The organism is Caballeronia sp. dw_276 (genome assembly GCF_018449635.1).
GTDB lineage: Bacteria > Pseudomonadota > Gammaproteobacteria > Burkholderiales > Burkholderiaceae > Caballeronia.
The window spans coordinates 104,382-119,043 of sequence record NZ_JAAVUV010000014.1; the positions used below are offsets into that span (position 1 = coordinate 104,382).

Consider the following 14,662-nt stretch of genomic DNA (forward strand, 5'->3'; position numbering starts at 1 on the left):
CTAGCGAACTCGCCAGGTAATCCACAATTTGCGGATCGGCGTGAGCGCAATGCGCTGATGCAATACCTTGAAATCCTCACGCTCGATTTCATCGAGCAAAGCCAGCGATAACGCCGCATGCGAGCGCACAACGCGCTGAGTCGGACGTTCGTCGGCGGGAATGGCGGCCAGCGCCTGATTGAGCGCGTCGCGGGCACGTCCCGTCTGGAAGCGCATCAGTTCGGTGAACGCGTCGCTGTATTTGCGGTTGATCACGTCGGCCGCCGTGACGCCGAAGCGTTGCAGTTCGTCGATGGGCAAATAAATCCGGCCGTGACGCGCGTCGTCGCCGATATTCTCCACGCGTTCGGCGAGCATCAACGCCGAGCCGAGTGCCATGGCCCAGTTCGGAACATTCTCGGGGTGGCGCGCCGTAGCCCGCGCGATGATCACCGCAAAGGCGCCGCCCGCGTTATCGAGGTAACGCCGAAGACCCGCCCAGTCGATATACCGCGCTTGTTCCAGATCCAGCTCGAAGCCGTCGACCATATTGCCGATAAACCCGCGGCCTTCGTCGTCCAGAACCGGCGTACCGGCCGCATGCGCGGCAATGGCCTTCGTGACCGGGTGTGCCGGCTCGCCGCCGAAGAGGCTCGCAAGTTCCTTCTGCCACCAGGCGTGTTTGGTCCGGCCGATGGTCGGATCGCTCGTCTCCTTGGCCGTTTCCTCGAGTTCGCGACGCAGCGCGTGAAGCGCCGTCAGGAGCGCCTGGCGCGAAGCGGGTGCGCGGCGCAGCGCGTAGTAGGTGCTGGAGCCATCGGGTGCGGCTTTTTGCTGGCAGTAGTCGTCGAAGTTCACGGCAATGAAGTGAAAACGGCGCGAAGCCGATAAAATCCCGCCCAGAAAAAAAGCCATTGAAATTCAATGGCTCTGGCTGTTCTGGCGCAAGGACGTGTAGGGGAGGACGGTTAGTCTGTTATACCGGCGCCGGAACCAGATCGTGCGCAAGTGTTCGGGCGAATTATCGCCCGGATGGGAATGTGCCGCAAGGCGCGCGGGCTCGCTGGGGCAAGCGGGGCGCGACGGCGTCAGGGCCGCGCCACACACGAGAAATACTTAGAATGCCGAATCAAACCCTTGCTTCTTCGGGCTCGCAAATGACATCGAATTTAAGCAGGGTCGTCGGTCCGAAGGTGTTGCTGATCGCCACATCGGCTGCATCACGGCCGCGCGCCATCAGCACGCGCCCGATCCTTGGCGCGTTGTTGCGTGCATCGAAGGTCTGCCAGCTTCCGCCTATATACGCCTCGAACCACGCGGCGAAATCCATGGTGGCGTAGGGCGGCGGCAGACCGACGTCGCTGATGTATCCCGTGCAATAGCGCGCGGGGATGTTCATGGCCCGGCACAATGTCACCGCCAGATGCGCGAAGTCGCGGCAGACACCCTGGCGCTCCTGATGGGCCTCGAACGCGGTTTTCGTCGGCCGCGCGTGCGCGTAATTGAAGACAATATGGTTGTGGACGAAGTCGCAGATTGCCTGCACGCGCGCGCGTCCCGGCGGCGTATTGCCGAACTGTTTCCACGCGACGTCAGAAAGCAGATCGGTTTCGCAATAACGGCTGCCGAGCAGGAACACGAGGCATTCATTGGGTAGTTCTTCCACCGGGTGCTGCTCGCCATTCGGCCCCGGCTGTTCGAATTCGCCGGAAACTTCCAGTAACGCGGAAGTCGACAGCGATATCCGTCCGGTCGGCGCCACCAGCCGGCTGCACAGGTTGCCAAAGCCATCGCGATACTGCGAGATCGGCACCGGCGGATTGACCGTCAGCACGTCTGCGAGCAACACCTGCGGCGCAACGGAAAAATGTGTGTTCAGCATGAGCAGCATTGGTGTCGGTTGCGGACACTCATAGACCAGTTCGTAGCCAACGCGGAGTTTCATGGGAGCTACCTTTTGCTGTGAACTATGAAAGAAGACGTCACTGGTTCTCGGTCACACTGACCTCGACATCGAGGCTGCGAAACGATCCGGGCTCGCCATTCCAGGTTCCCCATAGGGGCAGGGCCTGATGGTGATCCCATGCGACCGCGACGCGGATCAGATGACGATTGCCAATGATGCTGTTTGTCGGGTCGAAATCCACCCAGCCCGCGCCCGGAAGATAAATCTGCAACCACGCGTGCGTGGCGCCGCCGCCGCGCGTGGTGTCGCGTTCCGGCACGAAGATGTAGCCGCTGACAAAGCGCGCCGCCAGACCGAGCGATCGCACCGCATCCATCATCAGCACCGCGAAATCGCGGCAACTGCCGCTGCGCAGGCGCAAGGTATCGGCGGGACGGTTCACGCCTTTTTCAGTGCGCCGGACGTACTTGAAATCGTCGTTGATCTCCTGCGTCATTGCCCGCAAGAGCGCCATCGTTCCGGTACTTTCGCCGGGCGCGAGAAACCGCCGGGCCCACGCGTCGACATCGCCGTCCGGTTCCGGCCGATTGCGCGCGTTGACCAGATCGGATGCCTCCTCGTTCGTGTACGCGAACGGAAACGTGAGGGCATAACGTTCGAGCGCGTAGTCCGGCTGCGGCGACTCGAAATGTTCGAGCGTCACTTCGCTTTCGAAGGTCAGCTCGGTTGCCTGCGTGTCGAACGTGGCGACGGCGACCGAGTTATCGAAGACATCGTGCAGCCAGCGCAGTCGCGCGGGTTCCGGCGTGATCTTCAACTGCGTGGTGACCAGCCGCAGATCGTGGCTGGACCTTGGCCTGAACATCATTCGATGCTCGCCGAAATCGACCGGCTCGGAGTATCGATACACACTCGTATGCCGGACTGTAAAACGTTGCGGCTCGTTCACCTGACGAATCTTCCCAAGTTCACGCTCGCTGGCCGCAGGGTGCTTCCGAGCAACCACACCGCGGCTTTTGCAGCCTGTTTGTTGAAATCCATGGTGGACCCTTTATTGCAGCGGCCGGACGTTCCGGTCGCCAGAATTCAGGATACACGAGACAGTTCTGGCGAAAGAATTCGTTTGTGACCCGATGTGCAGCTAAATGTGCGCGGGAGGAGGGCTACGGCGAGGAGGCGCGTTAGTCCGGCAAATCTGTCTTATGCGGCAACGGGATCGGTAATGCGCGGCAAGTCGATGCGACCAAGGCGCAAGCGCGCGATCAGTGCACCGGTCAGCACAGCCGCGTGCATGCTTGCGCCCGTCGTGGTCGCGGTGGTCGCGGTGGCCGTGGCGGTTGCGGCGCTCAGCGTCAACGCAACGAGCGCCTGGACGTCTTGTCGCGCGATGGCATCGAGTAGTGGTTCGACGCCCTTTTCGACACCCGGCGTGGCATCCGGATGATTGCGCCGTCGATCATCCCGCACGCGATCCTTCGCCCGATGCACGATCTGCCGGCAATGCACCGGGCTGCGGTCAAGAATCCTCGCAATGCTCGCGTAGTCCTTTTCAAACGCCTCGCGCAGCAAAAATGCGACGCTCTCTTCGGCCGACAAGCGCTCAATCACGAGGCGCATTCCGTACGACAAATCGGACGCCTGCTCGGCAAGGGCCTGCACAGAGGGCATTTGTTCATGCGTTTCGAATGCCTCGAGCAGCCGCGAATCCTGCGCGGAACGCCGCAAACGGTCGATGGCCGTCCGTTTGGCAACCGTCGTGAGCCACGCGGCGGGCGTTTCGAGCGTATCGGTGCCCCCGTCCCGCTGATGCAGATGCCACTTCACGAACGTGTCCTGCACGACGTCCTCGGCGTCCGCGCGCACGCCGAGAATCCGGTAGGCCAGCGAAAACAGCCGCGAACGCGACGCCTCGAAAATGGCCAGCTGTGCTGTGTCCCCATGCGATCCGATATCAACGCTCATGCGTTTCTCCTTGTTGCGCTTTGTCGTCCATGACGGTTTATGACGGCCGGCGGGAGGCGAACGTGACAGTCTGCGGCAAAAATATATCCCGGCTGCGAATGTCACGCACGATCGGCGGCGCGCGTCATATCGGGTGGATCTTCCCGTAACCGGAATCACCCAGGAACCGCAAAGCTATGAATCCGCTGAACCTTGGCCTCGTGCCGACCGTTATTGAACAATCCGGGCGTGGCGAACGCGCCTATGACGTCTATTCGCGGCTGCTGCGCGAACGCATCATCTTCATGGTTGGACCGGTGACGGACCAGACGGCGAGTCTCGTCGTCGCGCAATTGCTGTTTCTCGAAGCCGAAAATCCGGAAAAGGACATTTCGCTGTACATCAATTCACCGGGCGGTTCGGTCTATGACGGCATGGCAATTTTCGACACCATGCAATTCATCCGTCCGGATGTATCGACGTTGTGCACGGGTTTCGCTGCGAGCATGGGCACCTTCTTGCTCAACGCCGGCGCGAAGGGCAAACGCTACGCGCTGCCGAACGCGCGCATCATGATCCACCAGCCATCGGGCGGCTCGCAGGGAACGGCGGCGGATATTGCCATTCAAGCGCAAGAGGTGCTGCATCTGCGCCGACGGCTGAACGGGATCATGGCGGAGCGCACGGGGAAAACCGAGGAGGAAGTCGCCCGCGATACCGACCGCGATAATTTCATGTCAGCCGATCAGGCGCGGGACTATGGTTTGATCGACGAGGTGTTGCAGCAGCGGGTTTGAGACGCGTTTTCGGCCTATCCGGCGCCGGAAACGACGAAGCCCCGCAACTTTCGCTGCGGGGCTTCGTTTTCAACCTGGTGCGTGAGGTCGGACTCGAACCGACACGACATTGCTGCCGTCAGGACCTAAACCTGGTGCGTCTACCAATTTCGCCACTCACGCGTGTCTTTTCCGGCGCCGTGCGCTACAAGTGCGCACGCCGCTGAGCCCGGCATTCTAACCGAATTGATAGCCAATGTCTGCAGGACGGCGTTTCGTGCTCTCCCTGCGTCGCGAGATCCGCATTGCGTGCCACGAACGACGTGCCTACAATCGCAACTCATTCTCGTTTGTATCACTTCGACACCTTTTACATCGATGAACCGCACTTCGCGCAATCGCTTCGTTGCATGGCTCGGCATTGCCGCCATGTGGCTTGCCATTGTCGCGCCGGTGGTCAGCCAGACGCTGGCTTCCCGCGAAGCGCGTTTCGATCTCATCGCGGCCCTGTGTTCCGTCGATACCCCCGGTCAAACCCAGACCGCATCGCCGGTTCCCAAAGAACTACAAGCAGAAGAGCACGCCGGACATCACATGTCCGCCGACTCGCTCGATGCCTGCTCGTACTGCGGACTGCTCGCGCACAACGTACCGCTGGCCTCCGCGCCTGCTGCAGCGCTTCTGCGCATCGAACGCGTCACCCGGCTTGCCGCAGAACCGGCCGTACACGCCGTTCATGTCAAGTCGTTCAATGCCGCCTCGCCGCGCGCGCCTCCCGTCGTTTCCTGAAGTCCGTCGTCAGAGCCCGTTTGCCGTGACCTTGCGCGCCGTTTGAGTGCGTGCGTCCGGCCGGCCTCTCGTCCACTCATTCAGGATTTTCTTCGATGCTCAAGCTCCTCAAGCGAGCACGGCAGCCTTCCGGCCGCCGTGCCGCCGTGCGTGCGCGCACGTTCAGTTTTCATCGCCATGCATGCTTGCCGATTTCGCTGATGGCGCCGGCCTTTGCGCTCGCCGCTCCAACTGCGGCCGTGCCGGAATCGCCGTCATCCGATCGGACCGAAGCGGATGCCGTTCAACTCGTGCCCGTGGTCGTTACCAGTTCGGCAAGCCCTTCCGCACGCTCGCCGCTCGACCCGGATTTGCCGTCCACAACCGCCACCGTTACCGCCGAACAGTCGCAATACTGGAACGTGGTGACAGCGGAAGATTTACTGAAATATGTGCCGAACATGGCTGTGCGCAAGCGTTTCATAGGCGATGTGAATTCGCCCATCGCCGTACGCGGCACGAGCAATTCGCAAACGGCACGCGGTCTCGTCTACGCCGATGGCCTCCTGCTCAGCAATTTCCTCGGCAACACGTTCACCTTCGCGCCGCGCTGGTCGATGGTCTTTACAGACAACATCGAACGCACCGATGTGATCTACGGCCCATACTCGGCGCTGTATCCCGGCAATTCGATCGGCGCGACGGTCGCGATCAGCACGCGCATGCCGCAGAAATTTGAAGCCGATGCCCACGTCCAGGCGTTCAGCCAGCATTTCGATTTGTTCGGCGTGAACCGCAGCTTCAACGGGACGAATTCGTCGGCGACCATCGGCGATAAAAACGGCAAGCTCTCCTGGCTCGTCGGCGTCAACCATCTGGAAAACACGGGCCAGCCGCTGCAATTCGCGACGCTGGCGGCATCGAATGTGCCGGCCCGTGCAACCGACCGGCCGGTGACCGGCGCCATTTTCTACAACGACCAGAACAACGCGCGAACCGCGGTTCTGGGCGTGACGGCCGAGGGCATAGAACGGACGTTTCAGGACCAGTTCAAGCTGAAGGTCGCGTATGACTTCACGCCGACGTTGCAAGCGGGTTTTACGGTTGGTTACTGGCATCAGAAATACAACAGCGATACGCAATCGTTTCTTCGCGATGCCGCCGGCAACACCGTTTATAGCGGCCTCGTGAACATCGGCGGCTACGAATACAACGTCCCGGCCGCGACGTTCGCGCCGAGCCAGGGTTCAAGCGAAAACTTCCTGTACGGGTTATCGCTGAAAACGCGCAACGCCACGGGATGGAACGCCGAAGCGGTGGCATCGTATTTCGATATCACGCAGAGCATCGCACGGACCGCGAACTCGGGCGTGCCGGGCGACGGTCCAGGCACGATCGCTTTCGGCGATGGCGCCGGCTGGAAGACGCTCGATTTGCGCACGACGTGGACGCCTGCATCTGCCACGGCCGGACTCGCCGCGCATTGGCTGTCGTTCGGTTACCACTACGACGATTATTTCCTCGACAACGAAACCTACAACACGGCGGCGTGGCGCGACGGCGGCGGGACATCGTTTGCAAATGCTTTTGGCGGACGCACGCAGACGCAAGCCGTCTACGCGCAAGACGCATGGCGCTTCTTGCCGCGCTGGAAGTTCACCTACGGGGCGCGTTACGAGAACTGGAATGCGTACGACGGTTCGCGCGCGATCGGCGCCACGTCACTCAACTACAGCGATGTGAGCCAGAGCCACTGGTCGCCGAAGGCGTCGCTTTCCTTCGATGCCACGCAAGACCTCTTGCTGCGTGCATCGATAGGACGCGCCTACAGATTCCCCACCGTCGGCGAGTTGTTTCAAGGACAGATCACGGGTTTGTCGATCGTCAATAACAACCCGAATCTCAAGCCTGAAGACGATCTCTCGAAGGAGTTGACGGCCGAGTGGACGCACGGAAACGGGGTGTATCGGTTCACGCTGTTTCAGGACGATGTGAAGAACACCTTGTTCAGCCAGACAAACACCACGGTGATTCCGAACATCACCAATTTCCAGAATATCGACAAGGTGCGCTCGCGCGGTATCGAGACGAGTTACGAAGGTCAGGACGTGCTGATTCATGGCCTCGATCTGACTGCGGGGGTCGCCTACACCCAGTCGAAGATCATCGCGAACAGCGGCAACCCGGCGTCCGTGGGCAAGTATTTTTATCGGATTCCGTTGTGGCGCGCGAATGTGGCCGCGACGTGGCGTGCGACGAGCCAGAGCGCCGTGACGGTAGCCGCACGATATTCGGGCCGCGAGTACAACACGCTCACGAACACGGACACGAACCCGAATACCTACGGCGGCACGAGTACGTACACAGTCGTCGACGCCAAGTTCACTTTCCGTCCGACCAAGCGAACCGAGCTTGGAATCGGCGTCGACAACCTCTTCGATCATCGCTATTACGTGTTCCATCCGTATGCGGGACGGACGGTTTATGTCGAAGGGCGTATCGGAATCTAAGCCTCTATAAAAGGACAACTCACATGCAATCCGCTTCTTTTACCGACGCCCGCGTGCTCGCGCGGCATCGAACGCTCTGGCGCTGGCACTTCTATGCCGGCTTGTTTGTCATGCCGTTGTTGCTCGTGCTTGCGATCACCGGCACGTTGTACTGCTTTCAGCCGCAGATCGAGCCGTTGCTATATCACGATCGAATGATCGTCGATACACGCGCCGAGCCGCGTTTGAGCCAGGAAGTTCTGCTTGCGAAAGCGAAGGCCGCCGAGCCAGCCGATGCCACCCCGACGACCGTCGTCATCAACAGCGACGCCCGCCGCAGCGCAGAGTTCGTGTTCAGGCTGCAATCGGGCGGCAGCGAAAGCGTTTATGTCGATCCATATAGCGGCTTGGTGCTCGGACGGCTGAGCGTCGAGAACCGGTTGATGAAGCAGGTCCGCAACATTCATCGCGGCTTGTTGCTCGGCAAGACCGGCGAGATCGTGATGGAGCTGGCCGGTTGCTGGACGCTCGTGATGATTGCAACGGGCATGGCCTTATGGTGGCCAAAAGCACAGCAGAAAGGCGGCCGTTTTGTGCCGCGATTATCGTCGTTGAAGGGGCGCGCGTGGTGGCGGGAATTGCACGCGGTCGGTGGCGCCTGGCTCGCGATCGGCGCGTTGTTTTTCGTGTTGAGCGGCTTGCCGTGGTCGAGCACGTGGGGCAAGCAATTCAAGGCGCTCGCGACATCGGCGCAACTGGGTTATCCGCAAGGGGCGTGGGGTAAGGCGCACGTCCATTCCGCAACCCCCGCGCCGGCGATGAACATGGCCGATCCATCCATGGCCGGCATGAAGATGGATGACCTGCCGCTGCCGCAAACACCCTGGGCGGTCGGCGCCACGCACGTGCCGGACAGCGCCGCCGATGCAACCGCTGCCACTATCCCGCTCGACCAGGTAATCGGAATCGCGGCACAAGCGGGCGTCAAGAGCGGCTACGACATCGCCTTGCCGACCACGCCCCAAGGCGTGTACACGGTCTCCTACTTTCCAGCCGATCCTCAAGATGAACGCACGCTTCATATCGACAGATACAGCGGCCAGATCCTCTCGGACATCGCGTATCGCGATTACGGACGCGTGGCGCAATGGATTTCATACGGGACTTCGCTGCACATGGGACGGTATTTCGGCGTCGCAAATCAGCTGCTTGCATCGGCAATATCGCTTGGGCTCGCCGCCATGACCGTCAGCGGTTTCGTGATGTGGCGCAGACGCAAGCCCGGCCGGGCGGTAGGCGCGCCATCGCGGCCGGTCTTGAACCCGCCGATGCGCGCGTGGGTGATCGGCTTGACGGCGCTCGGCATCGTCTTCCCGCTGATGGGGCTGACGATGCTGGTCGTGTGGTTATCGGATCGCGTGCTGTTCAGTCCGGGAAGGATCGCCAGCACGCGATGATTCAGGACGCCTTCGATCCGAACTTCAAACGCGCCAGTTGCTCGGCTTCGTTGGCGAGCAACGTCGCGGCGTCACGAATGGCGACTTCGAGCGTGATCGGACCGGGCGCAGGCGAAAAGCAGCCGCTGAAATGCTCCGATAACCGCGGCAACGCCGCCGGATCGATTGCGCCCGACAGCAATGACGCTTCGACGCCATGCGCCCGCGCATGCTGGCACGCTATGAACGGCGCCTTGCCATGCAGCGTTTGCACATCCGAGCGTCCTTCGCCGGTGATCAGCCAATGGGCGCCGTCGAGCGCGCCATCGAGACCCACTTCGCGCGCGACCACTTCGGCGCCCGCTTCGAAACTCGCGCCCAGCATGTGCAGCGCGAAGCCGAGACCGCCAGCCGCGCCCGCGCCAGGTTTATCGCGCGCCTCGATGTGAAGCGCCGGTTCCAGCACGTCGGCGAAATGGGCGAGGGCGGCATCGATAGTCGGGATCTGATCGGGCGTCACGCCTTTTTGCGGCCCGAAAATCGCCGTTGCGCCGTGTTCGCCGGTGAGGGGATTGTTCACATCGGACATCCCGGTGAAATCAGCTTCATGCACACGCGCATCGAGCCCCGTTGTATCGATGCGCGCAACTCGCGCAAGTTGCGACGGCACAGGATCGAGCGCGTTGCCGTCTGCATCGAAGAGCTTCAGGCCGAGGCCTACGAGCAACCCTGCGCCGCCATCGTTCGTGCTGCTGCCACCCAGCGCCACGTAGAACTTGCGCACGCCAAGATCCAGCAAGGTGCGAATCGCTTCGCCCATCCCGAGCGTGCTGCGCTCGGCGACCGGCACGGCCATGCCATCCGGGTCTGTGATGCCCACGACTTCCGCCGTCTCCACGATCGCGCTGCCGTCGGCGAGCAGGCCGGTCGCGGCATCGCGCCGTTTCGACGACGCCCCGCGCACGTTGATCACGCGGCGCTCGCCGCCGGCGGCAAGCATGGCGTCGAGCGTGCCTTCGCCGCCATCGGCCATCGGCACGATCCGAATGACAGCATCCGCACGGGCGCGCCGAATGCCGCTCGCAATTGCTTCGGCGACGTGTTCCGCGCTAAGCGATCCCTTAAACGAATCGGGCGCAATGACAACGACAGGGGACGTGGAGGAATGGGAGAGGGGCATATTGTCTCGTGTTATGGAATTTGCTTGAAATCTATCGGCATGGGGCGGATTAATCAAACCTTATGCCTCCTGCGCATGCTTTCGATGCGCGCGGGAAATGGAAGGCACGCCAAGCCGATCGAATCAAAACCTGCCCGTCACACCGTGCCACACCTGAAAAACACGCTGAAAAAGCGCAAAAACGAGTCCGTTTCGACGGTATTTGTACGCGTCTACCCTCAACCGGCGTGGCGCTTGCAAATAGTTTGGTAAAATGTTTGGCTCTGTTGACTCAAACCGGCCTAAGCGGATGTATGCGCGGATGCATGCGCGGTTTCCTGTCCGGCTTGCTGAACGCCTCTGCGAGCCGCTGGCATTTCAGGAACCGTGCAGGAACCGCCAGATGCTGAGCGCCTTGCGCGGCGCGAGATCGAACAAGAACTGACCCGATACACGAACCCGAATACTCGATTTACTCTAGGACGATAGAAGCCATGGCTAACGTTGTTGAAAACCTCGGCAAGCTCGAACGCCGTGTGACGATTTCCCTGCCGAAAGATACGGTGCAAAAGGAAGTGGATTCGCGTATCCGTCAGCTGGCGAAGAACGTGCGCATGCCGGGCTTCCGCCCGGGCAAGGTACCGCTCAAGATGGTCACGCAGCAGTACCAGGGCCAGGTCGAAGCCGAAGTGCTGAGCGACAAGGTCGGCAAGGAATTCTTCGACGTCACGCGTACGGAAAACCTGCGCGTGGCTGGCCAGCCGAGCTTTGCACCGAAGGTTGCCGAAGGCGAAGTCGCTCAAGACTACGCGTTCGACGCAACGTTCGAGGTGTATCCGGAAGTGAAGATCGGCGACGTTGCAACGGCTGAAATCGAGCGCACGGTCACGAACATCTCGGAAGCGGAGATCGACCGCACGCTGGAAATCCTGCGCAAGCAGCGCGTGCATTTCCACGCACGCGGCGAAGGCGGCGAGCATGGCGACGGCGGTGCGGATACGGCAGCCAAGGACGGCGACCGCGTGACCATGGACTTCGTCGGCAAGCTCGACGGCGTGCTGTTCGAAGGCGGCAGCGCTGAAGACTTCACGTTCGTGCTGGGCGAAGGCCGCATGTTGCCGGAATTCGAAACCGCGGCGCTCGGCCTGAAGGTCGGCGAATCGAAGGAATTTGATCTCAAGTTCCCGGACGACTATCACGGCAAGGACGTGGCCGGCAAGACGGCTCAGTTCACCATCACCATGAAGAAGATCGAATGGCCGCATCTGCCGGAAATCGACGCTGACTTTGCCAAGTCGCTCGGCGTGGAAGACGGCGACATCACCAAGATGCGCGGCGAGATCAAGGACAACCTGGAGCGCGAAGCCAAGCGCCGCACGCAGCAAATCGTGAAGAACCAGGTCATGGACGCGCTTCTGAAGATTTCCGAACTCGATGTGCCGAAGGCGCTGGTCGAGCAGGATCAGGAGCGTCTGGTTGAAATGGCTCGCCAGGATCTGCAACAGCGCGGCGTGCCGAACGCGGCCGACGCTCCGATCCCCGCAGAAATGTTCGCTGAACAAGCCGAACGCCGCGTCAAGCTGGGCCTGGTTCTGGCCGAACTAGTCAAGGCAAACGACCTGCAAGCGAAGCCGGAACAGATCCGCGCTGAAGTCGACGAATTCGCGAAAAGCTACGAGGACCCGAAGGAAGTCGTCCGCTGGTATTATTCGAACCAGCAGCGCCTCGCCGAAATGGAAGCGTACGTCGTGGAAAGCAACGTCGTCGAATTCGTGCTCGGCAAGGCACGAGTGAGCGACAAGGAAGTAAGCTTCGAAGAATTGGCCAGCGCGACGGCGCAAGCGTAAGCAGCGTCGGGAAGGCGTGCAGGGCCGTCGGGGTGACGGGCCGGCACGCCTTTTTTGCGTTTATGCAGGATTGACGTTTTCGGCGCCGGTTTGCAAGTCATTGCAAGTCACTGCGTTTGGCCCTATCTAAGGATGTTGCTTGTCGTTCAGTATCCCTATTCCGAACAAGGAAATTGCATGACCTATCGCGCTCAATTACTGGACTCGCTCGCGTCGAACGCGCCGCATGATTTCGAAACCAAGGCGCTGGGTCTGGTGCCGATGGTTGTTGAAACAAGCGGTCGTGGCGAACGTGCCTATGACATCTATTCGCGTCTGCTGAAAGAACGTGTCGTGTTTCTGGTCGGCGAAGTGAACGACCAGACGGCAAACCTGGTGGTCGCACAGTTGCTGTTCCTCGAAAGCGAAAATCCGGACAAGGACATCAGCCTGTATATCAACAGCCCGGGCGGTTCAGTATCGGCCGGCATGGCGATCTACGACACCATGCAATTCGTGAAGCCGGACGTCGCCACGCTGTGCATGGGGCTCGCCGCCAGCATGGGTGCTTTCTTGCTGGCGGCTGGCGCCAAGGGCAAGCGCGTTGCGCTCCCGAACGCTCGCGTGATGATTCATCAGCCGCTGGGTGGCGCACGTGGTCAGGCATCGGATATCGAAATTCAGGCTCGCGAAATCCTGTACCTGAAGGAACGTCTGAATCAGTTGTTGTCGCACCATACTGGTCAGCCGGTCGAGCGTCTTGCACGCGATACCGACCGCGACAACTTCATGTCGGGCGACGACGCGCAGGCTTATGGCCTCGTCGATCAGGTCCTTCACAAGCGTCCTTGAGCTTTACCGCGCCGGGCTCGGGGAATAACCGGTCCGGACGTATCGTTTTGATAAGGTAGGCGTCGCGGATCGGGACTGAAGCGGTCTGGTTCGCGGCGGGGACGCAGCAAGGTAGCCCGGCGCACTATGCTGGAGCCGACGCGCGAAATGGCGTTAAAGCACACGCCACACACGCTTTCACCCACTGCACGTGCCGTTTCTGCGTAGGTGAATTGAGCGGCGTATTATGTAATCGAGTGTCCGGAGGCTCACACATCCATGGCGGACAAAAAAGGTTCAAACAGCGAAAAGCTGTTGTATTGCTCGTTCTGCGGCAAGAGCCAGCACGAGGTCAAGAAGTTGATTGCCGGTCCTTCTGTGTTCATCTGCGATGAATGCATCGACCTGTGCAACGAAATCATTCGCGACGAAGCGGCGGGCGCGGCGGAAGAGGCTGGTCTGACGAAGTCGGATCTGCCGAGTCCGCAGGAGATCAGCGAGATCCTGAATCAGTATGTGATTGGTCAGGACCGCGCCAAGCGCATTCTTGCCGTGGCGGTTTATAACCACTACAAGCGTCTCAAGCATCTCGAGAAGAAAGACGATATCGAGCTATCGAAGAGCAACATCTTGCTTATCGGACCCACGGGTTCGGGCAAGACCTTGCTCGCGCAGACGCTCGCACGCATGCTGAACGTTCCCTTCGTTATTGCAGATGCAACCACGCTCACTGAAGCGGGTTACGTTGGCGAAGACGTCGAGAATATTATTCAGAAACTGCTGCAAAACTGTAACTACGAAGTCGACAAGGCGCAGCGCGGCATTGTTTATATCGACGAAATCGACAAGATCAGCCGCAAGTCGGATAACCCTTCCATCACGCGCGACGTGTCGGGCGAGGGCGTTCAGCAAGCGCTGCTGAAGCTGGTTGAAGGTACGATGGCTTCAGTGCCGCCACAAGGCGGGCGCAAGCACCCGAACCAGGATTTCATCCAGGTCGACACCACCAACATCCTGTTCATTTGCGGCGGCGCGTTTGATGGCCTGGAAAAGGTCATCATCGACCGGACGGAAAAGACAGGAATCGGCTTTGGTGCTAGCGTCAAGAGCAAGATTGATCGCGACGCAGGCGAAGTGCTTCGCGAAGTTGAGCCGGAAGATCTGATCAAGTTTGGTTTGATTCCTGAACTGATCGGCCGTCTGCCAGTTGTCGCTACACTCGGCAAGCTAGACGAAGACGCACTGATCAAGATTCTGACTGAGCCGAAGAACGCGCTGGTGAAGCAGTATCACAAGCTGTTCAACATGGAACGGGTGGATCTGGAGATCCGTCCTGCCGCGTTGCAGGCAATTGCCCTCAAAGCGATTCGCCGCAAGACGGGCGCGCGTGGTTTGCGCTCCATTCTGGAACAGGCGTTGCTGGACGTGATGTACGAGTTGCCGACCATGAAGGGCGTCAGCAAGGTCATTGTGGACGACAACACAATCGACGGCGACGGCAAGCCGCTGTTGATTTACGAAGATACACCGAAGGTAGCAGGTTCTAACTGA

13 protein-coding genes and 1 tRNA gene are annotated in these 14,662 nt (G+C 60.4%); 8 read left to right on the forward strand and 6 right to left on the reverse strand.

The window, feature by feature from the left end:
* The 4 genes from HB633_RS25670 to HB633_RS25685 form a co-directional block, all read right to left on the reverse strand.
* Window positions 1-837 (reverse strand): squalene/phytoene synthase family protein, encoded by an 837-nt coding sequence (locus tag HB633_RS25670; RefSeq protein ID WP_213781055.1) that lies wholly within the window; start codon window positions 835-837, stop codon window positions 1-3.
* Window positions 838-1,108: 271 nt separating this feature from the next.
* Entirely contained in the window at window positions 1,109-1,924 is an 816-nt protein-coding gene (locus HB633_RS25675; RefSeq protein ID WP_213780918.1) for a transglutaminase family protein, read from the reverse strand.
* Window positions 1,925-1,961: 37 nt separating this feature from the next.
* The gene (locus HB633_RS25680; protein WP_213780920.1) at window positions 1,962-2,834 is read right to left on the reverse strand and encodes a transglutaminase family protein; all 873 of its coding nucleotides are present in this window, start codon (window positions 2,832-2,834) and stop codon (window positions 1,962-1,964) included.
* Between the two features lie 251 nt (window positions 2,835-3,085).
* Window positions 3,086-3,847 carry a sigma-70 family RNA polymerase sigma factor gene (locus HB633_RS25685; protein WP_213780922.1) on the reverse strand — a complete coding sequence of 254 codons (762 nt, stop codon included), beginning with the start codon at window positions 3,845-3,847 and terminating at the stop codon, window positions 3,086-3,088.
* A 176-nt stretch (window positions 3,848-4,023) separates the two neighbouring features.
* Between HB633_RS25685 and clpP (HB633_RS25690) the strand changes: the two genes are divergently transcribed.
* Window positions 4,024-4,623 carry an ATP-dependent Clp endopeptidase proteolytic subunit ClpP gene (gene clpP / locus HB633_RS25690; protein WP_213780924.1) on the forward strand — a complete coding sequence of 200 codons (600 nt, stop codon included), beginning with the start codon at window positions 4,024-4,026 and terminating at the stop codon, window positions 4,621-4,623.
* 75 nt (window positions 4,624-4,698) lie between these two features.
* On the opposite strand, the gene HB633_RS25695 is transcribed toward clpP (HB633_RS25690), so the two are convergent.
* Window positions 4,699-4,785: transfer RNA gene (locus HB633_RS25695), tRNA-Leu, on the reverse strand.
* 195 nt (window positions 4,786-4,980) lie between these two features.
* Here HB633_RS25695 and HB633_RS25700 point away from each other — a divergent pair.
* From HB633_RS25700 to HB633_RS25710, 3 genes are all read left to right on the forward strand, one after another.
* On the forward strand, window positions 4,981-5,391 hold the full coding sequence (locus tag HB633_RS25700) for a DUF2946 domain-containing protein (protein WP_213780926.1): 411 nt from the start codon (window positions 4,981-4,983) through the stop codon (window positions 5,389-5,391).
* Between the two features lie 95 nt (window positions 5,392-5,486).
* On the forward strand, window positions 5,487-7,880 hold the full coding sequence (locus tag HB633_RS25705; protein WP_213780928.1) for a TonB-dependent receptor: 2,394 nt from the start codon (window positions 5,487-5,489) through the stop codon (window positions 7,878-7,880).
* A gap of 23 nt (window positions 7,881-7,903) precedes the next feature.
* A complete protein-coding gene (locus HB633_RS25710; protein ID WP_213780930.1) occupies window positions 7,904-9,316 on the forward strand; it encodes a PepSY domain-containing protein in 1,413 nt (470 codons plus the stop codon).
* A gap of 1 nt (window position 9,317) precedes the next feature.
* Here HB633_RS25710 and HB633_RS25715 read toward each other — a convergent pair whose 3' ends face one another.
* Window positions 9,318-10,475: a glycerate kinase gene (locus tag HB633_RS25715; protein WP_213780932.1), complete on the reverse strand. Its 1,158-nt coding sequence runs from the start codon at window positions 10,473-10,475 to the stop codon at window positions 9,318-9,320.
* A 24-nt stretch (window positions 10,476-10,499) separates the two neighbouring features.
* Here HB633_RS25715 and HB633_RS25720 point away from each other — a divergent pair, with 24 nt between their 5' ends.
* From HB633_RS25720 to clpX, 4 genes are all read left to right on the forward strand, one after another.
* Window positions 10,500-10,727, forward strand: a complete 228-nt coding sequence (locus HB633_RS25720) for a hypothetical protein (protein ID WP_213780934.1) — start codon at window positions 10,500-10,502, stop codon at window positions 10,725-10,727.
* Window positions 10,728-10,948: 221 nt separating this feature from the next.
* Window positions 10,949-12,301 (forward strand): trigger factor, encoded by a 1,353-nt coding sequence (gene tig / locus HB633_RS25725; protein WP_213780936.1) that lies wholly within the window; start codon window positions 10,949-10,951, stop codon window positions 12,299-12,301.
* A gap of 177 nt (window positions 12,302-12,478) precedes the next feature.
* On the forward strand, window positions 12,479-13,132 hold the full coding sequence (gene clpP, locus HB633_RS25730) for an ATP-dependent Clp endopeptidase proteolytic subunit ClpP (protein WP_056353750.1): 654 nt from the start codon (window positions 12,479-12,481) through the stop codon (window positions 13,130-13,132).
* A gap of 258 nt (window positions 13,133-13,390) precedes the next feature.
* Window positions 13,391-14,662, forward strand: coding sequence for an ATP-dependent Clp protease ATP-binding subunit ClpX (gene clpX / locus HB633_RS25735; protein WP_213780938.1), 1,272 nt, complete (start codon window positions 13,391-13,393; stop codon window positions 14,660-14,662).

Coding starts and splice junctions, on each gene's coding strand:
- HB633_RS25675 (WP_213780918.1), bottom strand. CDS start 1,924: ATGAAACTCCGCGTTGGCTACGAACTGGTCTATGAGTGTCCGCAACCG.
- HB633_RS25685 (WP_213780922.1), bottom strand. CDS start 3,847: ATGAGCGTTGATATCGGATCGCATGGGGACACAGCACAGCTGGCCATT.
- clpP (WP_213780924.1), top strand. CDS start 4,024: ATGAATCCGCTGAACCTTGGCCTCGTGCCGACCGTTATTGAACAATCC.
- HB633_RS25700 (WP_213780926.1), top strand. CDS start 4,981: ATGAACCGCACTTCGCGCAATCGCTTCGTTGCATGGCTCGGCATTGCC.
- HB633_RS25705 (WP_213780928.1), top strand. CDS start 5,487: ATGCTCAAGCTCCTCAAGCGAGCACGGCAGCCTTCCGGCCGCCGTGCC.
- HB633_RS25710 (WP_213780930.1), top strand. CDS start 7,904: ATGCAATCCGCTTCTTTTACCGACGCCCGCGTGCTCGCGCGGCATCGA.
- HB633_RS25715 (WP_213780932.1), bottom strand. CDS start 10,475: ATGCCCCTCTCCCATTCCTCCACGTCCCCTGTCGTTGTCATTGCGCCC.
- tig (WP_213780936.1), top strand. CDS start 10,949: ATGGCTAACGTTGTTGAAAACCTCGGCAAGCTCGAACGCCGTGTGACG.
- clpP (WP_056353750.1), top strand. CDS start 12,479: ATGACCTATCGCGCTCAATTACTGGACTCGCTCGCGTCGAACGCGCCG.
- clpX (WP_213780938.1), top strand. CDS start 13,391: ATGGCGGACAAAAAAGGTTCAAACAGCGAAAAGCTGTTGTATTGCTCG.